The organism is Sulfitobacter sp. JL08 (assembly GCF_003352045.1).
Lineage (GTDB): Bacteria > Pseudomonadota > Alphaproteobacteria > Rhodobacterales > Rhodobacteraceae > JL08.
In genome coordinates, this window is record NZ_CP025815.1 from 719,724 (window position 1) to 743,277 (window position 23,554).

Here is a 23,554-nt window from a genome sequence, read left to right on the forward strand (position 1 = left end):
TCAGTCCCCCTGATAAGCATCCAGCGTCTGGCGCGCGATGATCACTTTTTGCACATCGCTGGCGCCCTCGTATATCCGCAAGGCCCTGATATCGCGGTATAACCGTTCAACGATCTGCCCCGATTTCACGCCGTCGCCGCCATGTAGCTGCACCGCCGTGTCGATCACCTTTTGCGCCTGTTCGGTCGAAAACAGCTTGGCCATCGCGGCCTCGCGGCTGATACGGGGTGCGCCACTGTCCTTGGCCCAGGCCGCGCGGTAAATCAGCAAAGCACTGGCATCCACGTCCAGCGCCATATCGGCAATATGGCCCTGCACCATTTGCAGATCAAACAGCGGTGCGCCCTGCACATGGCGCTGTGTGACCCTCGCCAACGCCTCGTCCAGCGCGCGGCGCGCAAAGCCCAGTGCCGCCGCCGCGACGGTGGGGCGGAACACGTCCAGCACCGACATCGCAATACGAAATCCCGCGCCACGCGTCCCGATCAGCGCGCTGGCCGGAATGCGGCAATCGGCAAAGCGCAGATGCGCCAGCGGATGCGGCGCAATCGTATCCAGCCGTGCCACCACTTCAAGGCCGGGCGTGTCGGCGGGCACCACAAAGGCCGATAATCCGCGCGCGCCCTCAGCCTCTCCGGTGCGGGCAAACACGGTATAGACATCGGCAATGCCGCCATTGGAAATCCACGTCTTTTCGCCGTTCATCACAAAATCGCCGCCATCCTCCCTAGCGGTCATCGTGCTGTTGGCCACATCCGATCCGGATTGCGGCTCGGTCAGGGCAAACCCCGACAGCGCCTTGCCCGCGCGCGTGTGCGGCAACCACGCAGCCTTCTGCTCGGGCGTGCCGAACAGGGAAATCGCGCCGGTGCCCAGCCCCTGCATCGCAAAGGCAAAATCGGCCAGCCCGTCATGACGCGCCAGCGTTTCGCGGATCAGACACAGGCGGCGCACATCCAGCGCGCCCCCGCCCCCCGCCTCAGGATCAATCGCGGAATGCTGCAACCACCCGCCATCCCCCAGCGCACCAACCAGCGCGCGACAGGTGGCATCTGCATCGCTGTGATCGATGTTCGTGACAGCACCCGATGCCCACTGATCCAGCTCAACCGTCAGCGTCCGGTGATGCGCCTCGAAAAACGGCCAGTTCAGGAAACTCCGGTCTGCCATCTACGCGCCCCTGCTTCTTCTGTTGGAAAATATCCCCGCCGGAGGCTCCGCCGCCGGCCCGCAATGCCCGCATTCGTGGTTGCGCCCGGCCATCTCAATCCCCCTCGAACACAGGTTTTTCCTTGGCCACGAACGCATTATAGGCGCGCTCGAAATCGGCCGTCTGCATACAGATCGCCTGCGCCTGCGCCTCGGCCTCGATGGCCTGTTCGATGGACATCGACCATTCCTGTGCCAGCATCGTCTTGGTCATCATATGCCCGAAATTCGGCCCCGAAGCGATGCGCGCCGCCATGTCCTGTGCGGCAGCGTCCAAAGCGTCTGCCGCCACAACCGCATTGAAAAACCCCCAGCGCTCGCCCTCTTCGGCGCTCATGCTGCGCCCGGTATACAAAAGTTCCGCCGCACGGCCCTGTCCGATGATCCGTGGCAGGATCGCGCAGGCCCCCATATCGCATCCCGCCAGCCCGACGCGGGTAAACAGAAACGCGGTTTTTGCTGCGGGTGTGGCGATGCGCAGATCGGATGCCATCGCAATGATCGCACCTGCGCCCACGCACACGCCATCCACGGCGGCAATCACCGGTTTGCCGCAATTCACGATGGCCTTGACCAGATCGCCGGTCATGCGGGTAAAGGCCAGCAATTCCTTCATGCTCATCCGGGTCAACGGGCCGATAATGTCATGCACATCGCCGCCCGAACTGAAATTGCCCCCGTTCGATGCAAAGACAACCGCATTCACATCGTCGGCATAGACCAGATCGCGAAACCAGTCGCGCAATTCCGCGTAGCTGTCAAAGGTCAGCGGGTTCTTCCGGTCGGGCCGGTCAAGCGATACGGTCGCGATGCCGTTTTCGATCCAGCACAGAAAGTGTTTTGTGTCGCTGCGTGCGCTCATGGTTCGCCCTCTCCCAACGTCTCTGACAGCGCGTCCAGTCGGGCCCCGATGCGGGCAGCGTCCTCGGCGCTGAACTCGGCCAGCATCGCGTCTATCCATCTTTCATGGGCTGCGGCCTGCGCGGCGAAATCCTCGCGCCCCTTTTGCGTCAGCCGCACCAGCCATGCGCGCCGGTCGCCTTCTACCGGCACCCGAATCACCAGCCCGTCTTGCACCAGACGGTCGACAATGCCGGTGACATTTCCGTTGGACACCCGCAAGACGCCTGAAAGTTGGCTCATCTTCAATCCGGACTCGAACCGTGACAGCGCCGCCAGCACGTCAAAGCGGGGCAGGGTGGATGAAAACTCCGACCGCAGGTTTTCACGCAATTGCGCCTCGACCTGACGGGTTGTTTTCAGCAGACGCAGCCACAGACGCAGACGGTCTTTCGAAGCGGGGCCGGGGTTGGTCAGTCGTGCACGGTCGGGTTTCATACCTCACCTCCTGAAACAGACAGCGCATGGCCATTCACCATTGATGCCTCTGGCGAGGCCAGAAACCGCACCGCTGCCACAACCTCGTCCGGTGTGATCATCCGGCGTACCGGATTGCCCGCAACCACTTTGGCCGTTGCCGCTGCGCGATCAATATCGAAACGTGCCATCAACCCGCTCACAGCAGCCTCGGCCATGTCGGTTTCGACATAGCCTGGGCACACCGCGTTGCAGGTGATGCCCTTGCCCGCCACTTCGATGGCAAGCGACCGGACAAGGCCCAGCACACCGTGTTTCGCCGCAGCATAGGCGCCGATATTGGCGGCCCCTTTCAGGCTGGCAATGGACCCGATGGCAATCAGGCGGCCGCCGTCCTGCATCTGCGCCAGTGCACCGCGAAAGGTCAGGAACGTGCCGGTCAGATTGACGTTTATCGTTTCAGTCCAGTGTTTTAGGCTGGTTTCGGCCAGTTTGGCGGCCTTGCCTGCCCCGGCATTGGCAATCACCACATCAAAACGTGTGTCAAACAGCGCGGTCACGTCATTCTCGTTCGTAACATCCGCAGTGATGCAGGTCATGCCGCGCCCGTCATCGGTTTCCTGCAATGCTGCCATGCGCCGCCCGGTGATCGTGACGTGATCGCCCGCTTTTGCAAAATCGCGCGCAATGGCGCGCCCGATGCCCGATCCGCCCCCTGTAACCAATACCTGTCTCATACCTTGTCCACCGTTTCGGCCTGCCGGTCGGCCAGTCGCCACGCCTGATCGCGCCCCGCCTCGTAGGGCAAGGGCCAGTGTTCGCGCCGGTCGCCGATGTCGGTTGCGGCGTGTAGCGTCCAGTAGGGATCGGCCAGATGCGGGCGGGCCAGACACACCAGATCGGCGCGCCCCGCCATCAGGATCGAATTCACGTGATCCGGTTCGTAAATATTGCCCACCGCCATGGTTCTGATCCCGGTTTCATTGCGGATACGATCTGAAAACGGCGTCTGGAACATGCGCCCGTAAACCGGTTGCGCCCCGGTCGAGGTCTGGCCAGCAGAGACGTCGATGATATCGGCGCCCGCCGCTTCGAACATCTGCGCGATTTGCACCGCGTCTTCGGGGGTGATCCCATCTTCGCCCGCCCAGTCGTTGGCCGAAATCCGTACTGACATCGGTTTGGCATCCGGCCAGACGGCGCGCATGGCCGCGAAGACTTCAATCGGATATCGCATCCGGTTCTTTAGCGATCCGCCATATTCATCTTTCCGGACGTTGGACAGCGGCGAAATGAAGGACGAAATCAGGTATCCGTGCGCCGCGTGCAATTCGATCATGTCAAACCCGGCGCGCTCTGCCATCTGTGCGGCCGCAACAAACTGGTCGCGCACCATGTCCATGTCTTCGCGGCTCATGGCGCGTGGCGTTGCGTTGTCATCCGACCAAGCAATGGGCGAGGCTGAAATCAGATCCCAGTTGCCTGCCTCCAGCGGTTTATCCATCCCGTCCCAGCCAACGCAGGTTGATCCCTTGCGCCCCGAATGGCCGATCTGGCAGCAGGTCTTGGCCTGCGTCTCTGAATGTACAAAACTGTTCAGCCGTGCCCAGGCGGCTTCGTGCTCGGGGGCATATAATCCGGGGCACCCCGGCGTGATCCGGCCGGTATCTGACACGCAAGTCATTTCGGTATACAGCAATCCGGCCCCGCCCTTGGCGCGTTCACCGTAATGGATCAGGTGCCAGTCTGTCGGGCAGCCATCCACCGCCTTGTACTGCGCCATTGGCGATACGACGATGCGGTTTTTCAGCTGCATGTCACGCAGCCGGAACGGTGCGAACATTGGTGCGCGTGCAGGTGTTTCGGGGGCGGCCCCCGCCTGTTCCTGAAACCAGGCCTCGGCACTGGCCAGCCACGCAGGATCGCGTTCGCGCAGGTTTTCATGGCTGATCCGCTGGGATCGCGTCAGCAGGGAATAATTCAGCTGCACCGGATCAAGATGCAAGTAACGTTCGACATCTTCGAACCATTCGACCGAATTGCGCGCCGCCGATTGCAGACGCAACACTTCCAGCCTGCGCTCGTCCTCGTAACGGGCGAACGCATCCTGCAAGGTTGGGCTGGTGGTCAGGTAATCGGCCAGCGCAATCGCGCTTTCCAGCGCCAGCTTGGTGCCGGATCCGATGGAAAAATGCGCCGTGGCAGACGCATCCCCCAGCAGCACGATGTTGTCGTGGCTCCATTTTTCGCACAAAACGCGGGGGAACCTGATCCAGGCCGATCCGCGTATATGGTTGGCGTTGGTCATCAGCGCGTGACCGCCCAGATGATCCTTGAAAATGTTTTCGCACACCGCGATGCTTTGTGCCTGCGACATATCGGCAAAGCCGTAGGCGTCAAACGTGGCCTGGCTGCATTCCACGATGAAAGTCGCCGTGTCGTCGTCAAACTGGTAGGCATGGGCCCACACCCAGCCCTTGTCGGTGTCTTCAAAGATAAAGGTGAACGCGTCGTCGAATTTCTGGTGTGTGCCCAGCCAGACGAACTGGCAGGTGCGCATGTCGATATCGGGTTTGAACGTATCCGCAAAATCCATTCGCGTACGTGAATTCAACCCATCGGCCGCGACCACGACATCATAGTCGGCGGCGTAATCGCCCGCCGCCTCGATCTGGGTTTCAAACCGCAGATCCACCCCAAGATCACGGGCCCGCTGTTGCAGGATCAGCAACAGACGTTTGCGCCCGATGCCGCAGAATCCGTGACCGGTGGACAACATTTTCTGCCCCTGGTGATGCACGGCGATATCATCCCAATAGGCAAAATGATCGCGAATGACTTTGGCGCTTTCAGGATCGTTTTGCGCAAGGTTATCAAGGGTTTCATCCGAAAGGACAACGCCCCAGCCGAACGTGTCATCAGGTTTGTTCCGCTCGAACACAACCACTTCGGTGTCCGGTTTGCGCAGCTTGATCGAAATCGCAAAGTAAAGACCCGCCGGACCGCCGCCAAGAACCGCAATTCGCATCTGATCTCCTGCATCTGTTGGATCGGGACACAGCTGTCCGACAGGCAAAAGGATAGGCCGACAGCGGTATTTCTTCAAGTTGAAATATTTTATGCTTGAAGGAATGGTGCAATGCAGTGCGCACAAAGGTTTACATGTCAAAACACCCCGCAGGGCAGGGCGTTATGCGCATCAGGCTGTCTGTGAAGGGGAAGGTGTGCCGTACACCCGAATTTAGGGCAAAAGGAATGGGCTGTCCCGTTTCACTGGAACGGCCCTGTTTTTCAGCTTTTGCGACGGCGGCGCAACGCTCCAAAGCCCAGCAATCCGGTACCCAGCAGTGCCAGACCCGCAGGCACCGGAACGGCAGTTATCTGGATATCGATTTGCGCGACGATATCGTCAAAATCGGAATCGCCTGTGCCATCGCCGAAATAGGCCGTGACGGAAAACCCGTCAGAGGTTTCAGCGATCTGCCCAAAGCCCAGCTTGTATGTGCTGATATCTGAAACGCCACCATTGATGATCGCAAGCGTCGGCCCGTCCGAAGTACCGAACTGGCGGTTCGAGGCAAAGCCGAAATCCAGCAGCCCGCTTGATGTCATCGACGCAAGGGTCGTCAAGCCGGTTGAGGTTTCGGGAATATTCGAACCTTCGACCACGAGATAGTTGAAAAAGCCTGATTCCTGACCCAGTACGGTGTAACTGATCGTCGCCCGCTCACCCGACGCCAGCGTCAGGTTCAGACCGCCGCTTAACGTGTTGCCGGCCACGGTTGAATAGGCTGTCAGGGGCGTATCCAGTGTGACGTCCGGCGACGGATTGAAGCCGGAAACGGTTTCGATCACTTCGGGGCTGCCGGTGAACCCAAGAGTTGCCGCACCCGCAAAAGGTGCAACCAGAATAGCCGGCACTGCCAGCAGCAACGTTTTCATCTTATTCATGTATTCAGGCCTTAACCCCAATCGCAATCCAGCACACTTTGCACGTATTCTGCGTTCTCTGTTTCCAATATAGCGTCACAAACCAATATTCCACAAGTTTTCGCGATAATTCCGCACGTTACCTTTTGATTGGTTGCAAGAATGGTGATTTTTTAATCGTTCGACCCTTATTGTTTCCAATTTTGCGACAATTAAAGGTAGCAACGTTGGGTTGTGTCCGGAAAGCGCAGATTGGAAAAAGTCGGGGCAACTGTTGATTGTATTGCGATGCAGGAGCTATCTGCGCGGCGGACGATTTGCGTTTGATCAATCGGGTGTTGGCGTTTTCTGGCATGCTGGTCGCACATCGTGAACCAGCACACCACTGTCCGGGGCGGAAACGGCAGATCCGGAGAGCCGGGTCCGTTGCAAAAACATTAAAGGACGTGATGGCCGCCGTAGCCCGCATGCTTTTGCGCCAGATCAATGCGGATATCCACGGTCGCAGAGAAAGTGACAACATCATTCCAACCCAAGCCGATCCATCATGCCTTTTTCCCTGACCCGCTATCTGCCAATCCTTGACTGGGGGCGCAGCTATAACCGTATCACGCTGGCCAAAGATCTGATTGCCGCCGTGATCGTGACGATCATGCTGATCCCGCAATCTCTGGCCTATGCGCTGCTGGCCGGTCTGCCACCCGAAGCCGGGCTTTACGCCTCAATCGCTCCGATCCTGCTTTATGCCGTCTTTGGCACCAGCAAGGCATTGGCAGTGGGGCCGGTTGCGGTTGTGTCGCTGATGACTGCTGCGGCCTTGGGCAATATCGTGGAACAGGGCACGATGGGGTACGCGGCCGCCGCGCTAAGCCTTGCGGCCCTGTCAGGTCTGATCCTGCTGGCCATGGGCATTTTCCGCCTCGGTTTTGTGGCCAATTTTCTGTCCCATCCCGTCATTTCCGGATTTATCACAGCCTCTGGCCTGATCATCGCGGCCAGCCAGATCAAGCATATTCTGGGCGTCGATGCGCAAGGCCACACTCTGGTCGCACTTGTTGCGTCACTGATCGAACATCTGCCAGAAACAAACGGGAAGACAGCGATCATCGGCATCACCGCGACCGTGGTCTTGCTTGGTATTCGCAACGGGTTGAAACCGGCGCTGATCGGGCTTGGGTTGGGCAAAACCCTTGCAGATATTGCAACCAAGGCCGGCCCGGTTTTCGTTGTGGTGCTGACAACGCTTGCCGTCTGGCTTTTCGGCTTGCACGATCAGGGTGTGCGGATTGTCGGGGACGTTCCCCAAAGCCTGCCGCCCTTGACAATGCCCGCACTGGCGCCCGATCTGCTACGCCAGCTTTTGTTGCCTGCCTTTCTGATTTCGATCATCGGTTTTGTTGAATCGATTTCGGTCGCCCAGACCCTGGCCGCCAAGAAGCGCCAGCGCATTGACCCCGATCAGGAACTGATCGGGCTGGGGGCCGCCAACATCGGGGCCTCATTAACAGGTGGATTTCCGGTAACGGGCGGGTTTTCTCGGTCGGTTGTGAATTTCGACGCCGGTGCCGAAACTCCCGCCGCCGGGGCGTTTACCGCAATCGGGCTGGCCATCGCCGCCGTCGCGCTGACGCCGCTGATCTATTTCCTGCCTCAGGCGACGCTGGCAGCCACGATCATCGTCGCTGTGCTAAGCCTTGTCGATTTCAGCATCCTGCGCCGCAGCTGGGCCTATTCCAAAGCGGACTTTTCCGCCGTTTTGGCAACCATCCTTGTCACCCTTGGCATCGGTGTCGAAGCAGGCGTGTCTGCGGGCGTCGGCCTGTCGATCCTGCTGCATCTCTACAAATCCTCGCGCCCGCACATCGCCGAGGTCGGGCTGGTGCCCGGCACAGAGCATTTTCGCAACATCCTGCGCCACAAGGTGAAAACCGATCCCAGCGTGCTGGCGCTGCGCGTGGATGAAAGCCTGTTTTTCGCCAATGCACGGTTTCTGGAAGACCGCATCCAGACTCGCGTGGCGGGCGATGCGAAGATAAAGCACGTGATCCTGCAATGCACTGCCATCAACGAAATCGACCTGAGCGCCCTTGAATCGCTTGAGGCCATAAACACAAGGTTGCGCGAAATGGGCGTGCTGCTGCACTTGTCAGAGGTCAAAGGCCCGGTGATGGACCGGCTGCAACGCTCCCGGTTTCTGGATCATCTGTCCGGACAGGTGTTCCTGACCCAGTTCGAGGCCGCCCAAACCGCCAGTTCGCTTTCATGAGGCGCCGTTACTGTCGCTGCGATACGGTTGGTGGTTGACCAAAACTGGATCAGACTAACGGGGTTTTTGGAAAATGGTGCCCGGGGGCGGATTTGAACCACCGACACGAGGATTTTCAGTCCACTGCTCTACCCCTGAGCTACCCGGGCACGGGAGAAGGAAACACCTTCGGGTGGACGCGTTCTAGGCCGTGCGGGGTGGGGTGTCCAGCCTCTTTTTTCGCCCTGGTTCAATGGGGTTTCGTTGCGGCCTTTTCTGTTTCCTCGATCGCCTTTTCAATGTCTTCGGGATCGCGCGACGGGATCGCATAGGCGCCGTTGAACCATTGGGCCAGATCGCGGTCGGCGCAGCGGCGCGAACAGAAAGGGCGGTATTTGGTTTCGGTGACCTTGCCGCAGATCGGGCAACTCATGTCAGCACCTCTTTCGTCGGGATGCGGGCGCGTTTGCGTTGCAGCTCGTAATGGCCCAGCGGCGTCCAGCCCACCAGCGTTGTATCCACCTGATCGCTGCGGAACGCGGCGCGCAGGCTGGTTTCAAAGGCGCGCCGGTCTTTCTTCGGCATCGGCGCCAGATCCAGAACGATCTGTCCGCCCAAGCCCCGCAGGCGCAACTGGCGCGGCAGTGCCCTGGCGGCGGCCATGTTGGCCTTGATCCCCGCAGCCAGGGAGGTATCCGGCCCGGTGTTCACATCCACGGCCACCAGCGCGCGGGTGGGTTCGATAAACAGTGCCCCGCCACCGGCAAGCGGAACGCGCGGGGACGCCAGCGTATTAATCTGCTCCAGCACGCTGTTTTGCGCGAAACAGCCCTTGTCCTGCACCACCTGCGCCGGGTCCGCCCAGTCGCGCCAGGCCAGCGTGTGCGGGCTGTCACCTTCGGCCAGCTTTTCGGCCGGCCCGACCGTATCGGCCATCACTGCGCGGGCCAGTGCGGCCATCGTTTCAATGTCGGATGCGATATCATCACTGTCCGCATCCGCACAGGACGACCGCAGGATCAGGCCCATGTCAGAGCCGTCGATGACGCCATGGGCGATTTCCAGCAGCGCATCGCGCAGATCGTCATCGCGGATCGACCTGCTGATATTGATGCCCGGCGCATCCGGGGTGATGATCACATAGCGGCTTTTGAACAGGATTTTCTGGGTCACGGGAATGGCCTTGCCGTCTTCGGCATATCCTGTGACCTGCACCAGAATGGGCTGGCCCGGCGACAGGCCCTTGACCTGCCGCAAGAACGCCGACCCGTCAGGGGTTTTCAGAAACATGCCGCCCTGTCCCTTGATCGGGCGGTCGGCAAGCGCGCGGTATATGGTGCCCGGACGCGGGGCGGTTTCGCTGTCGACCAGCAGATCGTCCAGTTGCCCGTCAATCATCAGCACGGCAGCTTCGACTGCGCCGATATGGTCCAGCAGGATCATGCGTCCCTTCATGTGTCTGCTCCGTAAACTGGTACGCCTGCGGCCTGCAACAGCCCGGCGGTTTCACATAATGGCAGCCCGACAATGCCGGTGAATGATCCCGATATCCAAGGGATCAGCGCACCCGCCGGCCCCTGAATGCCGTAGCCGCCCGCCTTGCCCTGCCAGTCGTTGCTGGCGATATAGGCGTTCAGTTCCGCATCTGACAGATGTTTCATCTTTACGGTTGAAACTACATCGCGTTCCCAGACCCGATCGCCCTTGCGCACGGCCACCGCCGTGATCACGCGGTGGCGCCGCCCGGACAGGGCCAGCAGAAACTGCGCGGCTTGCCCTGCATCCGCGGGCTTGCCCAGGATCCGGCGGCCCAAAGCGACGGTGGTGTCGGCACACAGTACAACCTCATCGGCACCGGCCTTGACCGCCATGACCTTTTCGCGCGCCATGCGCACGCAATAGCGGCGGGGCAGCTCGCCGCGGTGGGGGTCTTCGTTGATGTCGGGCGCGCGGATGGCATCAGGCACAACGCCGATCTGCGCCAGCAATTCCTTGCGGCGCGGGCTGCCTGATCCCAGAATAAACTTCATATGGTACCCCGTCCGCATCCTGTCGGAAAACCGCGCCCCGCATTTCGGGATGCGGGCACAGGGTTATTTGAAGCGGTAGTTGATCCGCCCCTTGGTCAGATCATAAGGTGTCATTTCCACCTGCACCTTGTCGCCAGCCAGAACGCGGATGCGGTTCTTGCGCATCTTGCCTGCCGTGTGTGCGATGATTTCATGGCCATTCTCAAGCTCGACCCGAAATGTCGCATTTGGCAGGAGTTCCTTCACGACACCGGGGAATTCAAGAATATCTTCCTTGGCCATGTTGTCTCCATCGTTGTTTTGCCCACGAAGGTGTGGACCGCGCTTTAAATGAGGCCATTTCCCCTTTTGTTCAAGGCCCAATCGCGCTTGGGGCGTATTTGTGACCTTTGCGCCCCTTGTGCAGAGTGGCGGCGGCGGTGCTCGCGCCACTTTCTGGCTGACGCGGCGCGCGAAGCGCAATAAAGTTGCACCCGACACGGAAGGGCACAAAGAAAGAACGCCACTATGAAACTGTTACGCTTTGAACAGGATGGCCGGTTGCGGCCGGGATTGCTGGATGACGTCGGAAAAATCAGGGATCTGTCATCGCATGTCCGCGATATCGAAGGGACCATGTTGTCGGACGCCGATCTGGCGCGGTTGCGCGCGCTTGATACCGATGCCTTGCCGGTGATTGAGGGCAACCCCCGCATCGGTCCTTGTGTCGGAAATGTTGGCAAGTTCATGTGTATTGGTTTGAACTATTCCGATCACGCAGCCGAGTCTGGCATGGATATTCCGCAACACCCCATCCTGTTTCTCAAGGCGAATTCGGCCATATCGGGCCCGAACGATGAAATCCTGCTGCCGCGCGGCTCTACCGCCACCGACTGGGAGGCGGAACTGGGTGTCGTCATCGGCACGCGCGCCAAATACGTCAGCGAAGAAGCGGCGCTGGATTATGTGGCGGGCTATTGCGTTTGCAACGATTTGTCCGAACGCGATTTCCAGATGAAGCTGACAGGACAATGGACCAAGGGCAAATCCTGCGACACGTTCGGGCCAATCGGTCCGTGGCTGGTAACGCGCGATCAGGTGCCTGATCCGCAAAACCTTGGGATCACGCTGGATGTGAACGGCACGCGGATGCAGGACGGGCGCACATCCACGATGGTTTTTACGGTGGCGCAGATCATCGCGCATCTGTCCACGCTGATGACGTTGCATCCCGGTGATGTCATATCTACCGGCACGCCGCCGGGTGTGGGCATGGGGATGAAACCGGCGCCGGTCTATCTGAAAGACGGCGATATCGTCGTTACGGAAATTGAGGGGCTGGGGCGGCAGCGCCAGTTGGTGCAGGCCGACATGTGACCCGGGCGCCTAGACGCAGAACAACCGATACAGCAGGTTGATCAGTTCCTTGGTGTTGCCGTCTGACAGGCTGTAATGGATGGATTTGCCATCGCGCCGTGTTGATACAAGACCTTCGTCGCGCAGGCGCGCCAGCATCTGGCTGATAGCCGCCTGGCGCATGTCCAGCAACTCTTCCAGCTTGCCAACTGTCTTTTCGCCATCGGCCAGATGACACAAGATCATCAACCGCCCTTCATGCGCCAGTGTTTTGAGAAATGCCGCCGCATTGCCCGCATTTGCCGCCATGTCCGGCGGGGGAAGAATAGTTTTCGACACGTGTTTTTCTGGTCCTGTGAGCTACCGAATAGTTGCTCTTAGCATGACTTTGCGCGCTTGCGAAGTCACTCGGACGTTGCGGGCGCGCCACCCAGAAAAGCGTTGCCATTTTGATAGTCACAGGGCGCATCCTGCATTTGCAGGTGCAAACCGTCGCCGTTGAACGGATGCGCGCGGGCCAGTTCCTCGTCTACGTCGATGCCCAGACCGGGGGCGGTGGGGGCGGTGATATACCCGTCATCCACCGTGATGCCATTGTGGATCAGGGCCGCGTGAAACGGGGTTTCGATGGTTTCCGCCATCAGGATATTCGGGATCGACACGGCCAGATGCACATTTGCGGCCCATTCCACCGGTCCGGCATAAAGATGCGGCGCCATCTGCGCGTTATAGGCTTCGGCCATGGCAGCGACCTTTTTCATTTCCCAGATGCCCCCGGCGCGGCCCAGTGCGGGTTGCAGGATCGTGGCGGCACCGCTGCGCAGCACTGGCGCGAATTCCGCCTTGGTGGTCAGGCGTTCGCCTGTGGAAATCGGGATGCGGACCGCCGCCGCAACCTTGGCCATTTCTGCAATGTTGTCGGGCGGAATAGGTTCTTCGAACCACAGCGGGCTATAGGGTTCCAGCGCCTGACCCAACCGGATCGCGCCTGCGGTGCTGAATTGTCCGTGGGTGCCAAACAACAGGTCGGCCTTGTCGCCCACCGCCTCGCGGATGGCCTTGCAGAAGGCCACTGACAGGCTGATATCGGACAGCGCCGGCATATGCCCGCCGCGCATCGTGTAAGGGCCGGCAGGGTCGAATTTAACGGCTGTATACCCCTTGGCCACCGCCGCCGCGGCGCTTTCTGCAGCCATGTCGGGGCTGGTCCAGAACGCGTTGATATCGTGATGGGGCAGGGGGTAAAGATAGGTATAGGCGCGCACGCGGTCGTTCATCTTGCCGCCCAGCAGCGCATAAACAGGCCGGTCGCGATCCTTGCCCAGAATGTCCCAGCAGGCAATCTCCAGCCCGGAAAACGCACCCATGACCGTCAGATCGGGCCGCTGCGTAAATCCCGACGAATAGACGCGGCGAAACATCAGTTCGATATCTTCCGGGTTCTGGCCCTGCATGTGGCGTTCAAACACATCAGTGATGACGCCGCGCATGGCCTCGGGCCCGACAGAGGTGGCGTAACATTCGCCCCAACCGGTGATGCCGGTATCTGTCACCAGCTTGACCAGTATCCAGTACCGTCCGCCCCAGCCCGGCGCGGGCGGTGCAGTCACAATGATATCAAGATCGGCAAGTTTCATGTAAAGTCTTTCGTTGAGCAAGGGGGCGCATGACCGACCAAATCACGCTTTTGCATCTGGGTCCAGAGGATGCGCATGTTCTGGAGAACGTGCGCCCCGAAACCTTTGACGGCCCCGTTGATCCTGTGCAGGCGCGGGCGTTTCTGACCGATCCGATGCACGAAATTGTTGTGGCCCTTTCAGCGGGGCAGGTGATCGGGATGGCCACAGGATTGGTTGTTCTGCACCCCGACAAACAGCCGTCTTTTTTCGTGAACGAGGTGGGCGTGCACGATGATTTTCAGCGGCGCGGTCTGGGTGCGCGATTATGCACCGCCCTGTTAGATATTGCCCGCGCCCGTGGCTGCCATGACATCTGGGTTGTCACCGAAGCCGACAATGCCCCAGCCCGCGCACTTTATTCCGCGCTGGGCGGGCGGCAAACAACCGGTCTTGTGATGTATGAATGGGGGCCGCGTAAACCGGGCGGCAATCCCTAGAACAGGATCACATTGCGCCGCGCCGCACCTGATTTGGTATCGGCAATCGCATCGTTGATCTGCTCAAGCGACCAGCGCCCCGAAATCAGTTCGTCCAGCTTCAGCCGCCCCTGCTGGTACAAATCGACCATCCACGGAATATCGCGCTGGATCACCACATCGCCCATTTTCGATCCAACCATGCCTTGCCCGATCGCGGCCAGCACCACCGGTTCGTAACTGGATGTATCGCCGGAATGGGGCATGCCCACCATGATCACCCGCCCGCCCGCAGCCAGATAGCGCGGCGCGCTGTCATAGGCGGGGATCGCGCCCACGGTCACGATCACCGCATCCGCGCCACGCCCCATCGCGCGGGTTGCGGCGCGCCACGGTTTTTCGGCGCTGGCCAGCACACCGTCGGTCGCACCGAATTCGCGCGCCACAGCCAGTTTTTCATCGCTCATGTCCACGGCGACGATACGCCGCGCGCCGGCGATCCGCGCGCCCTGAATGGCATTCAGCCCGACACCGCCACACCCGATCACCACCACATCCTGCCCGGCGCGCAGTTTTGCGGCATTCACCACGGCCCCGACACCGGTGATCACGCCGCACGAAATCAGGCTGGCGGCGTCCATCGGCATGGTGGCCGGGATTTTCACGATCTGGCTCTGGTCTACCACCACCTTTTGCGCAAAGGCGCCGCTGGCCATCGCCTGATGCAGTCTGCCCCCGCTGGCGGTTTTGATCGGGCCGCTGTCACCGTCATAGGGCGTTTCGCACAAGGTCGGCATTCCGCTGGCGCAGGTCCGGCAGCATCCGCAGGCACGGATCAGGGTCACGACCACGGGATCACCCACTGCCACCGTGCCGACACCATCCCCGATCGCAGACACACGCCCCGCTGCCTCGTGGCCGTAAACTGCGGGCAGCGATCCGCCCCATGCGCCCTCGGCAAAGGAAATATCAGAATGGCAGATCGCCACAGCTTCCAGCGTCACCTCGACCTCGCCCAGAACGGGGGCGCGCAACTGGATATCCTCGATCACAAGGGGGTCACCAAAGGCGTGGCAGACGGCGGCTTTGATCGTTTGCATGGTTCAAACTCCGGTTTTCGGGCGTTAAATCATGCGTCCAGCGTGACGGTTTGCGGGACGCATCGCAAGCCGCAATTGCCGTGCTCAGCCCTGCGGCGGCGGATTGCGGACAAACACCGCCAGCCCGATCAGGATCAGCAGGATCGACACCAGAAACGGTGCGCCGGGCAGATAGAGCGCGGCCCCGTCATGGGTGAAGGCGGCGAATACCGAAGTCATCATCAGCGGCGACACGATCATCGCCAGCGCATAGATCGACGTCAGGATGCCCTGCAATTCGCCCTGCTGATCATCCCCCACCATTTTCGACATGATCGCCTGTAATGCGGGCGTGATCACCGCCCCGAGCGCCGCCAGCGGTGTCAGCACCAGCGCAAGCGCACCGCTGGTCACAAAGGCCAGCGCGGCAAAGGCAAACACATCGAATACATGGCCGTAAACCACTGTGTTGCGCTCGCCCAACCAGCGCAGCACAAACCGGATCAGCACCCCCTGCACAAATGCCATGGTGATCCCGAACAGCGCCAGCGACAGGCCGATGGTACCCGGCCCCCAGCCAAACCGTTCCTGCGTGAAAAACGACCAGATCGACGGATAGACATGGAACGCCACCTGATAGAGGAAATACATCATCAGCAAGGGGCGTATGCCCGGCAGTTTGCCCAGATGGCGCAACGCCCCCAGCGGGTTGGCGCGCCGCCAGTGAAACGGACGACGGATGCGGTCGGTCACGGTTTCACGCAGCACGAAATATCCGAACACCGCATTCAGCGCCGACAGCGCGGCGGCCGCATAAAACGGCGCGCGGGTACCGTACCCGCCCAGCAAGCCGCCGATCAGCGGGCCCAGCACGAACCCGATGCCAAAAGCCGCGCCGATCAGGCCGAAATTGGCCGCCTTATCCTTGGGTGCGGAAATATCGGCAACATAGGCCGATGCCGTGCCGCTGGTGGCTGTGGCGATGCCGCCCACGAGCCGTCCGATCAGCAGCAGTGCCATGCTGCCCGCCACCGCCATCACCAGATAATCCACCGTCATCACCACAAGCGAGATCAACAGCACGGGGCGCCGCCCGAACCGGTCCGACAGGTTGCCGATCAGCGGTCCGAACAGGAATTGCATGATCGCGAACACCGTTGACAGGATGCCGCCCCATAGTGCCGCATTGGCCAGCGAACCGCCCTGCACCTCGACAATCAGGTCGGGCATCACCGGCATGATCAGGCCGATCCCCATTGCATCCAGCATCACGGTGATCAGGATGAAAATCAGGGCAGGGCGGTGGATGGTCACGGGTTCATCATCCCCGCCGCGCCGGATCACGCATCTTGCGTCAGCGCACCGACACGCGCGGCAAAGGCCAGTGCATCATCGGGGGCTGTGCCAAGTTGCCGTTCGGGATCAAACACCGTTTCGTCCAGATCGGGAAACGCGGCCAGCGCCACGGTCTTAAGGTCGCTTCCCTCGGCCATCACCTTCTGGCACAGCTCTTTCGTGGTCGCCTGCGCCTGTGGCCGTGGCATGGCACCAGCCAGCGCAAAGGACAGCGCTTCGGCAAAAATCAGCCCCGCACCACTGTCCAGATTGGCCCGCATCCGCGCCATATCGGGGTGCATCCCGCCTGTCAGCGCAACAGCATGGCGCAGCGCCGACGCGCCGCCCAGTACCAGTTGGGGCAGGGCGGCCCATTCGGTCATCCATGCGGCCCCGTCGCGCTGGAACCGGTGCGTGCCCGCGCCGTGCAACAGCGCATTCGCCGCGTTGATCTGTGCGTGCAGCGACACCATTGCCGATGCGGCAACCGGGTTCTGTTTCTGCGGCATGGTGGAGGACGCGCCCGCGCCGTCCAGCACCAGTTCGCCGGTCTCGCTTTGAACCATGGCAATCACGTCTTCCGCCATCTTGCCCAGTGCCACGGCCACCCGCGTGATCCAGCCGCTGATCGCCAGAACCGGCGCGCGGTGGGTGTGCCAACTGCACGCCGGATCGGCCAGACCCAGCGCTGCCGCCAGATCGGCGCGCTGCTGCGCGGCGCTGGCCCCCAATGCCGATGCCGTGCCCGCCGCGCCCGACAGCGACACCACCAGCGCGCTGTCGCGCAGCGCCGGCAAACCGTCCAGCAAATCTGCCAGCGGTGCGCCCCAGGATGCGGCAACTGCGCCAAAACTTGTCGGCGTGGCATGCTGGCCCCAGGTGCGCGCGGCCATTACCGTGTGCGCATGATCCTGCGCCAATCCCGCCAGCGCACCCAGCACCGCGCGGATATCCCGTTCCAGCAACACCAGAACCTGCCGCAGCCGCAGCATCAGCGCGGTGTCCATGATATCCTGCGATGTGGCCCCCCAATGCACGTATTGCGCATGTTCCGGCGCCTTCATTTCACTTCGAAACGCAGCCACCAGTGCCGGAACGGGCACGCCGTTCCGCGCTGTCTCCTGCGCCAGTGCCGCCGGATCAATCTGCACCTCCAGGCTGGCGCGGTGGATGGCGGCGGCGCTGATTTCGGGGATCACGCCTGCCTGCCCCTGCACCTTGGCCAGCGCGCCCTCGACCAGCAGCATCGCACGGATCGCGGCGCTGTCGGAAAACAGGCGTTTCACCTCGCCCGTGGGGAAAAGCCCGCCGTAAAGCGGGCTGTCGAATAGTGATCCTGTCATGATGTGCCTTTCGCGATCCGGTCCAACATTGCGGCCAGACCGGACGGGTCTGCAAAAAACGGCGAATGGCCGGTCGCCATTTCGTAAACATCGCTGTCGGTCCAGCCTTGGGTCATGGTGATCTGGTATTCCGGCGGAATTGTCTGGTCCTGCGTGCAGCGGATATAAGATTTGGGTACTGATGCACAGCGCGCGCCCAGTGTGATCGGGGTTTCCTGTGGCAATACGGCTTGCGGGCCAAGATGGGCCTTGGCGTAGGCCACGACATCCGGTGTGCAGTCGTGATAGAAAACCTGTTCCACCTGATCGGGATCAATCGTGAAACTTTGGCGGTCCTGCGACATCACGATGGCCCCCAACAACGGCTGGCGCGGCGCCGCGCGGCGCATTTGCGCCAGCGACAGTCCGGACACCGGGGCGTAGGCACACACAAACACCAGCCGCGCCATCGCGTCGGGCGCATGTTCGGCCGCGGCCGCAATAGGATATCCGGCCATCGAATGGCCGACGACAATGGTGTCAGCCGTGCAGGCGGCAAGGATGGCATCGCGGTAGCTGTCCAGCGTGACATCGCCAATCGGTGTCTTGTTCGCCCCGTGCGATGGCAGATCGATCGCATCGGCGTGGTGCCCCAACGCGCCCAGTGCCGGGATCACATCGCGCCAGCACCAAGCGCCATGGCAGGAACCGTGAACCAGTAGGAACCGTGCCACTATCCGACCTTTGTTTCGGCAAACACCTGTTTGGCCAGTTTGATGGCGTGGTTGGCCTTGGGCACCCCGGCATAGATCGCGACATGCTGGAACGCTTCCATCACATCGCGTTCGCTGGCGCCGGTATTGGCACAGGCGCGTACATGCATCGGAATTTCATCGAAATTGCCGGTCGCCGCCAGCAGGGCCAGCGTCAGCATCGAACGTTCGCGCAACGTTATCGCATCAGAGGCCCAGACCGTGCCCCACGCGCCTTCGGTGATCAGGGTTTGAAACGGCACATCCGCGTCGGTCTTGGCGGCCTCGGCGCGGTCTACATGGGCATCGCCCAACACCTGCCGGCGCACTTTCATTCCTTTTTCAAACCGTTCAGACATGCCCGACCTTTCGCAGGAAATCTGTCAGAACCTGTGCGTATTCAACAGGTTGTTCCACACACGGTAAATGCCCCGCGCGCCGGATAAGATGAAAATCCGATCCGGGGATCAGATCGACTGTCTCGCGCACCAGATCGGGCGGGGTCGATCCGTCTTCGGAACCGGCAATGCCCAGCGTCGGCAGCCGCAGGCTGGCTGTCGTGGTATAGAAATCGGTGCCTGAAATTGCGGCCGAACATCCCATATACCCCTGATCCGGTTGCCGCACGAGCATGTTGCGCCACAGCTCAAGCTCGGGGGTCTTGCGGAATTCGGTTGAAAACCACCGCTCCATCACCGCATCCGCCAGCGCCTCGATCCCGCCTGTGCGCACGGCGGCGATCCGGTCGTCCCACATCGGCGGATTGCCGATTTTCGCGGCCGTATTCGACAGGACCATCGCGCGGATCAGATCCAGCCGTTTCACAGCCAGACCCTGCGCAATCATACCACCGATGCTGAGCCCGACAAAAACGCAGTTGGTGACCTGCAGATGATCCAGCAACTGTTCGGCATCCCGGATCAGCGCGCCCATCGCATAGGGGGCATCAGGGCAGGTCGACAACCCGTGCCCGCGCTTGTCATAGCGGATGATGCGCAAACCGGAGGGCAGCAATGGCAGGATCGGATCCCACAATCGCATATCGGTGCCCAGAGAATTGGCAAACACGACAGGCGCGCCATCCGGGTCGCCGTCAACGCGGTAATGCAGGCGGATATCGTCCAGTTCCAGTATGTGCATGCTGTGGCCCTCACTCTTGTTTCATGCGCATGTGCGCGACGATCTGCCCGTGATCCGATGCCAGCTTGTTATAGGGGGCTTCGGCGTGGCTGCCATCGGTCAGATGATCGTTCAGAACGCTGAAATATTCCATTTCGCTGATGGATTTGTCAAAATCGGGCAGGAAATGGCGTGACATGTAAATCTGGTCGATGCTTTCATAGACCCCGCCAAAGGCCGACGTGTAGACCATATCGCGCAGGGATTTGCGCACAAACAGCTTTTCCGCGGAATGCAGTTTAACCGCCTCGACCGCTTCGGTGATCTGTTCGTTTTCTTCCTTGCTGTAGCGGTCATTGGCGGCAATCGCATCATGGCGCAGCATCCATGCGTAATTGCGGAACGGGCGTTCACCGCTGATGATCTCGGAACTGACGGCATGTTCGCCATCGTTGAAATCACCCGTCACCATCACCGGATGGCCGGCCTGCAATTCTGTCAGAATGGCGGCGCGCAAGACCCAGGCTTCGGCCATGCGGCGCAAGCCCGCGCGCATCGCCCCCATGGCCCGCCCGATCGGGTCATATTGGGTCAGGTCCGCTTCGGGCGCATATTCGGCCCCCGCCGGCGTGATGAATTCGCCCAGCTTTGACTTCAGGTGACAGTTGAAAACCGTAATCACGCGCGACCCGACAGCGATCCGTACCTTCAGGATCGGTCGCGACAGGCGGGTGATCTGATAATGCCCCGCATCACCGCCCCCCAGTTCCTGCAACGGGATGACCAAAGGTGCCGGCAAATGCTGGATCACTTCGGGCGCATCCACAAACCCAAGGCGCGAAATCACCGCCAGACCGGGGCGCCGCTGGCCCGGTTCACCATCATTCACGTTGGGCGCAAAGGCAAAGGCGGCATCGGTATAGGGCGTGTAGGCCAGTTTTCGAAAGATCGCCTTTTTGCGATAACCTTTGGACCTGTCCGGGATCGTGGCCTCGTTGCCTTCGCTGCCCAACCGGTCGGCCTCGTCTATCACATCGCGCAGCGCCTCTTCCTCGAACACTTCCTGAAGACAGACAATGTCGGCGTTCATCTTCAACACCTGTTCCGCCATCCAGTCTTTTTTCCACGCGTATTCCTCGGGCGTGTAGGATTGGAACTTGTAATACTCCCGGTCCGGCCCGATCAGGTTCTTCACGTTGAAACTGGCAATGGTGAACCGGGTCATTTGATCAGTCTCCGAACCGGGCAAGTGCGGATTGATACACATCCCCATCCACATTGCCGCCCGATGCCGTGACGATCACGGCGTCGCCTTCGCTTTGGTCAGGGTGAAACAGCGCCGCGGCCAGTGCCACAGCACCACCGGGTTCCACCACGATCTTGAGCCGCGAAAACGCCAGTGCCACGGCGTGCAACGCCTCATCTTCGCTGACCACAACGCCCGCCCCGCACAGGCGCTGCATGATCGGAAAGGTCAGTTGCCCGGGTGCGGGCGTGATGATTGCATCGCACAACGAACCCGATGTGCGGTTGTTGCGCACGATCCCGCCCGAAGCCAGCGAACGGGCCACATCGTCAAATCCTTCGGGTTCCACCGGACGGGGGCGCAGGCCGGGTGCGACGGCTTCAAGCGCAAGGGCGATGCCCGACAGAAACCCGCCACCGCCGCAGCACACCAGCACGTCAGCGTTTTCAACGCCTTCTGCGCGCGCCTGTTCGGCGATTTCCAGCCCGGTCGTGCCCTGACCGGCGATCACCAGTGGCTCGTCAAACGGTTTGATCAGGGTCAGGCCGCGTTCTTGCGCCAGCGCGCCGCCGATTTCGTCGCGGTCTTCGGTTTCGCGATCATAGAGAACCACTTCGCCGCCCAGTGCGCGGGTATTTTCGATTTTCATCTTCGGGGCGTCTTCGGGCATGACGATCACCGCGCTGGTACCATGCGCGCGCGCTGCCAATGCCACGCCTTGGGCATGGTTGCCGCTGGAAAACGCGATCACACCCCGGCTGCGGGTTTCGGGATCCATTGCCGACAGGGCCGACCATGCGCCGCGAAACTTGAAACTGCCGGTATGTTGCAGGCATTCGGCCTTTACGAACACGCGCCGCCCCGCGATGTCGTCCAGAAAGGGCGATGACAACAGCGGCGTGCGCCGCACATGCCCGTCAAGCCGCTGTGCGGCAGCGTTGATCATGTCGATGTTCATGCCAGTTCTCCCAGCCAAGTGCGCAGGGCCAATACGGCCTCGGGTTCGTCAAGAAACGGAATATGGGCGCGATCAGGCACCTCGGCGACGATCATGTCTGGGCGGCGGCGCACCATTTCCGCCAGCGTGTCCACCGACAGCAAATCGGAATTCGCGCCGCGGATGCAGCACAGCGGCTTGCCATCCAGCGCATCAAACAAAGGCCACAGATCGGGGGCCGGCGTGGCGCCTGCCGCCTCGACAGCGTCGCGCAGGTGCGGATCGTAATTGATCTTCAATCCCTCTGGGATGGCAACATAAAGCTTTTGCACCTCTTCCAGCCAGCGCTCGGGCGGGACATTGGCAAAGCCTTTCATATAGGCCGGGCGCTCTGCCGCGGCTTCGGCGTGGGTTTTCCATTTCGGATTGCGCCCCAGATAGCCCATGATGTTGGTCAGTCCGGCGGGGTCCAGTTCCGGCCCGATATCGTTCAGCGCGACGCCGCTGATCCGGTCGTGCGCCCCGGCGGCCAGACCCATTGCGATCAGCCCGCCGCGCGAAGTGCCCAATATGGCCGCCTTCTCAAGCCCCAGATGATCCATCAGGGCCAGAACATCGCCCGCTTCGGTGGGGATGGTGTAGGTTGTCCAGTCCTTGGCCCAGTCAGATTTGCCGCGCCCGCGATAATCCAGCTTGATCAGGCGGGCATCGTGCAGATGCGGTGTGACATAATCAAAATCGGATGCATTGCGGGTCAGCCCTGACAGGCACAGAATTGCGGGGCCGTGGCCCTCATCGGTATAATGCAGCGTCAAACCGTCTGCTGTCTGAAACGTCGCCATCACACACCCGCCAGTTCAGGAATGCGCACCAGATCCTGAAGCATGTGTTTGGGCCGCCATGGCAGGCGATCCACCGGATCGCCGGCGCGATTGACCCACGCGGTTTCAAACCCGTATCCGCTGGCCCCTGCGGCATCCCATCCGTTCGAGGATACGAACAGAACCTGGTCCTTGTCACAGCCGAACCGCTGCCCGACCAGATCATAGACCGCTTCCGCCGGTTTGAAGATACCGACCGTTTCAACCGAAAGGACATCATCCAGAAGATCGCCGATCTGCGCCGACGCGACCGCCCCCTGCAACATGTCGGGCGATCCGTTCGACAGGATCGCGGTGTTCAGCCCCGCCTGTTTCAGCGCCGACAACATGGCGGGCACCTCGGGATAGGCCTGCAATTCCCAGTAAAGCGCCAGCAGGCGTTCGCGCAGGGCGGCATTGCCCGCCAGCCCTGTTGCATCCAACGCCCAGTCCAGCCCGTCCTGCGTGACAGTCCAGAAATCGGTATGCGCGCCGGTGATTGCGCGCAACCATGTGTATTGCAACTGCTTGAGCCGCCATGCCTCGGCCAGTGCGGGCCAGCGTTCGGCCAGATCGCCCGCACCCGGTTCGCCTGCCGCCACGCGGGCGGCGGCGGCCACGTCGAACAGCGTGCCGTAAGCGTCGAAAATACAGGTGGTGATGGGCATTCTGATCCTCCGGGTTCGGGTGCAGACTGACACGGGCAGGGCAGGGGGAAAAGGGGCTATTCACACGCGACCCCG

General features: G+C 61.0%; 25 protein-coding genes and 1 tRNA gene. 3 read left to right on the forward strand and 23 right to left on the reverse strand.

Annotation, left to right across the window (positions count from 1 at the left end; translation table 11 throughout):
* The 6 genes from C1J05_RS03645 to C1J05_RS03670 all read right to left on the reverse strand — a co-directional run bounded on the left by C1J05_RS03645 (position 1) and on the right by C1J05_RS03670 (position 6,477).
* Entirely contained in the window at positions 1 to 1,170 is a 1,170-nt protein-coding gene (locus tag C1J05_RS03645) for an acyl-CoA dehydrogenase family protein (protein WP_114869074.1), read from the reverse strand.
* Positions 1,171 to 1,264: 94 nt separating this feature from the next.
* Entirely contained in the window at positions 1,265 to 2,071 is an 807-nt protein-coding gene (locus C1J05_RS03650) for an enoyl-CoA hydratase family protein (RefSeq protein WP_114869075.1), read from the reverse strand.
* Positions 2,068 to 2,547 carry a MarR family winged helix-turn-helix transcriptional regulator gene (locus C1J05_RS03655; RefSeq protein WP_114869076.1) on the reverse strand — a complete coding sequence of 160 codons (480 nt, stop codon included), beginning with the start codon at positions 2,545 to 2,547 and terminating at the stop codon, positions 2,068 to 2,070. Before C1J05_RS03655 ends, C1J05_RS03650 begins: the two co-directional genes overlap by 4 nt.
* A complete protein-coding gene (locus tag C1J05_RS03660; RefSeq protein WP_114869077.1) occupies positions 2,544 to 3,263 on the reverse strand; it encodes an SDR family NAD(P)-dependent oxidoreductase in 720 nt (239 codons plus the stop codon). Before C1J05_RS03660 ends, C1J05_RS03655 begins: the two co-directional genes overlap by 4 nt.
* Positions 3,260 to 5,554: a bifunctional salicylyl-CoA 5-hydroxylase/oxidoreductase gene (locus C1J05_RS03665; RefSeq protein ID WP_114869078.1), complete on the reverse strand. Its 2,295-nt coding sequence runs from the start codon at positions 5,552 to 5,554 to the stop codon at positions 3,260 to 3,262. Before C1J05_RS03665 ends, C1J05_RS03660 begins: the two co-directional genes overlap by 4 nt.
* A gap of 263 nt (positions 5,555 to 5,817) precedes the next feature.
* Complete coding sequence (locus C1J05_RS03670) at positions 5,818 to 6,477, reverse strand: VPLPA-CTERM sorting domain-containing protein (RefSeq protein ID WP_114869079.1); 660 nt, start codon at positions 6,475 to 6,477, stop codon at positions 5,818 to 5,820.
* 526 nt (positions 6,478 to 7,003) lie between these two features.
* Between C1J05_RS03670 and C1J05_RS03675 the strand changes: the two genes are divergently transcribed.
* Positions 7,004 to 8,722 carry a SulP family inorganic anion transporter gene (locus C1J05_RS03675; RefSeq protein WP_114869080.1) on the forward strand — a complete coding sequence of 573 codons (1,719 nt, stop codon included), beginning with the start codon at positions 7,004 to 7,006 and terminating at the stop codon, positions 8,720 to 8,722.
* 74 nt (positions 8,723 to 8,796) lie between these two features.
* Here C1J05_RS03675 and C1J05_RS03680 read toward each other — a convergent pair.
* From C1J05_RS03680 to infA, 5 genes are all read right to left on the reverse strand, one after another.
* Positions 8,797 to 8,871: transfer RNA gene (locus tag C1J05_RS03680), tRNA-Phe, on the reverse strand.
* 80 nt (positions 8,872 to 8,951) lie between these two features.
* On the reverse strand, positions 8,952 to 9,134 hold the full coding sequence (locus C1J05_RS03685; RefSeq protein WP_114869081.1) for a DNA gyrase inhibitor YacG: 183 nt from the start codon (positions 9,132 to 9,134) through the stop codon (positions 8,952 to 8,954).
* A complete protein-coding gene (locus tag C1J05_RS03690; RefSeq protein ID WP_114869082.1) occupies positions 9,131 to 10,156 on the reverse strand; it encodes a ribonuclease E/G in 1,026 nt (341 codons plus the stop codon). The genes C1J05_RS03685 and C1J05_RS03690 overlap by 4 nt, the downstream gene beginning before the upstream one ends.
* On the reverse strand, positions 10,153 to 10,731 hold the full coding sequence (locus C1J05_RS03695) for a Maf family protein (protein ID WP_114869083.1): 579 nt from the start codon (positions 10,729 to 10,731) through the stop codon (positions 10,153 to 10,155). Before C1J05_RS03695 ends, C1J05_RS03690 begins: the two co-directional genes overlap by 4 nt.
* 63 nt (positions 10,732 to 10,794) lie before the next feature.
* Positions 10,795 to 11,013, reverse strand: a complete 219-nt coding sequence (gene infA / locus C1J05_RS03700) for a translation initiation factor IF-1 (RefSeq protein WP_010137880.1) — start codon at positions 11,011 to 11,013, stop codon at positions 10,795 to 10,797.
* A 225-nt stretch (positions 11,014 to 11,238) separates the two neighbouring features.
* Here infA and C1J05_RS03705 point away from each other — a divergent pair, with 225 nt between their 5' ends.
* Positions 11,239 to 12,087, forward strand: coding sequence for a fumarylacetoacetate hydrolase family protein (locus C1J05_RS03705; protein WP_114869084.1), 849 nt, complete (start codon positions 11,239 to 11,241; stop codon positions 12,085 to 12,087).
* A gap of 9 nt (positions 12,088 to 12,096) precedes the next feature.
* Here the strand turns inward: C1J05_RS03705 and C1J05_RS03710 are convergent, their stop codons facing one another.
* Both C1J05_RS03710 and C1J05_RS03715 read right to left on the reverse strand, forming a co-directional pair.
* Positions 12,097 to 12,375, reverse strand: a complete 279-nt coding sequence (locus C1J05_RS03710) for an ArsR/SmtB family transcription factor (protein ID WP_114869085.1) — start codon at positions 12,373 to 12,375, stop codon at positions 12,097 to 12,099.
* Positions 12,376 to 12,470: 95 nt separating this feature from the next.
* Positions 12,471 to 13,703, reverse strand: a complete 1,233-nt coding sequence (locus C1J05_RS03715) for a mandelate racemase/muconate lactonizing enzyme family protein (protein ID WP_114869086.1) — start codon at positions 13,701 to 13,703, stop codon at positions 12,471 to 12,473.
* Positions 13,704 to 13,732: 29 nt separating this feature from the next.
* On the opposite strand from C1J05_RS03715, the gene C1J05_RS03720 reads away from it, so the two are divergent.
* The gene (locus C1J05_RS03720; protein WP_114869087.1) at positions 13,733 to 14,182 is read left to right on the forward strand and encodes a GNAT family N-acetyltransferase; all 450 of its coding nucleotides are present in this window, start codon (positions 13,733 to 13,735) and stop codon (positions 14,180 to 14,182) included.
* On the opposite strand, the gene C1J05_RS03725 is transcribed toward C1J05_RS03720, so the two are convergent.
* From C1J05_RS03725 to C1J05_RS03770, 10 genes are all read right to left on the reverse strand, one after another.
* Positions 14,179 to 15,261, reverse strand: a complete 1,083-nt coding sequence (locus C1J05_RS03725; protein ID WP_114869088.1) for a zinc-binding dehydrogenase — start codon at positions 15,259 to 15,261, stop codon at positions 14,179 to 14,181. The genes C1J05_RS03720 and C1J05_RS03725 overlap by 4 nt on opposite strands.
* Before the next feature lie 84 nt (positions 15,262 to 15,345).
* Complete coding sequence (locus C1J05_RS03730; protein WP_114872089.1) at positions 15,346 to 16,509, reverse strand: TCR/Tet family MFS transporter; 1,164 nt, start codon at positions 16,507 to 16,509, stop codon at positions 15,346 to 15,348.
* Positions 16,510 to 16,580: 71 nt separating this feature from the next.
* Entirely contained in the window at positions 16,581 to 17,918 is a 1,338-nt protein-coding gene (locus tag C1J05_RS03735) for a lyase family protein (RefSeq protein ID WP_114869089.1), read from the reverse strand.
* Entirely contained in the window at positions 17,915 to 18,631 is a 717-nt protein-coding gene (locus C1J05_RS03740) for an alpha/beta fold hydrolase (protein WP_114869090.1), read from the reverse strand. Before C1J05_RS03740 ends, C1J05_RS03735 begins: the two co-directional genes overlap by 4 nt.
* Entirely contained in the window at positions 18,631 to 19,008 is a 378-nt protein-coding gene (gene pcaC / locus C1J05_RS03745) for a 4-carboxymuconolactone decarboxylase (RefSeq protein ID WP_114869091.1), read from the reverse strand. The genes C1J05_RS03740 and pcaC overlap by 1 nt, the downstream gene beginning before the upstream one ends.
* The gene (pcaD, locus tag C1J05_RS03750) at positions 19,001 to 19,789 is read right to left on the reverse strand and encodes a 3-oxoadipate enol-lactonase (RefSeq protein ID WP_114869092.1); all 789 of its coding nucleotides are present in this window, start codon (positions 19,787 to 19,789) and stop codon (positions 19,001 to 19,003) included. The genes pcaC and pcaD overlap by 8 nt, the downstream gene beginning before the upstream one ends.
* Before the next feature lie 10 nt (positions 19,790 to 19,799).
* Positions 19,800 to 20,993 carry an endonuclease/exonuclease/phosphatase family protein gene (locus C1J05_RS03755; protein WP_114869093.1) on the reverse strand — a complete coding sequence of 398 codons (1,194 nt, stop codon included), beginning with the start codon at positions 20,991 to 20,993 and terminating at the stop codon, positions 19,800 to 19,802.
* A 4-nt stretch (positions 20,994 to 20,997) separates the two neighbouring features.
* Positions 20,998 to 21,972, reverse strand: a complete 975-nt coding sequence (locus C1J05_RS03760) for a threonine ammonia-lyase (RefSeq protein ID WP_114869094.1) — start codon at positions 21,970 to 21,972, stop codon at positions 20,998 to 21,000.
* Positions 21,969 to 22,793: an alpha/beta fold hydrolase gene (locus C1J05_RS03765; RefSeq protein WP_114869095.1), complete on the reverse strand. Its 825-nt coding sequence runs from the start codon at positions 22,791 to 22,793 to the stop codon at positions 21,969 to 21,971. The genes C1J05_RS03760 and C1J05_RS03765 overlap by 4 nt, the downstream gene beginning before the upstream one ends.
* Positions 22,793 to 23,479: a haloacid dehalogenase type II gene (locus C1J05_RS03770; protein WP_114869096.1), complete on the reverse strand. Its 687-nt coding sequence runs from the start codon at positions 23,477 to 23,479 to the stop codon at positions 22,793 to 22,795. Before C1J05_RS03770 ends, C1J05_RS03765 begins: the two co-directional genes overlap by 1 nt.
* Positions 23,480 to 23,554 lie beyond the last annotated feature (75 nt).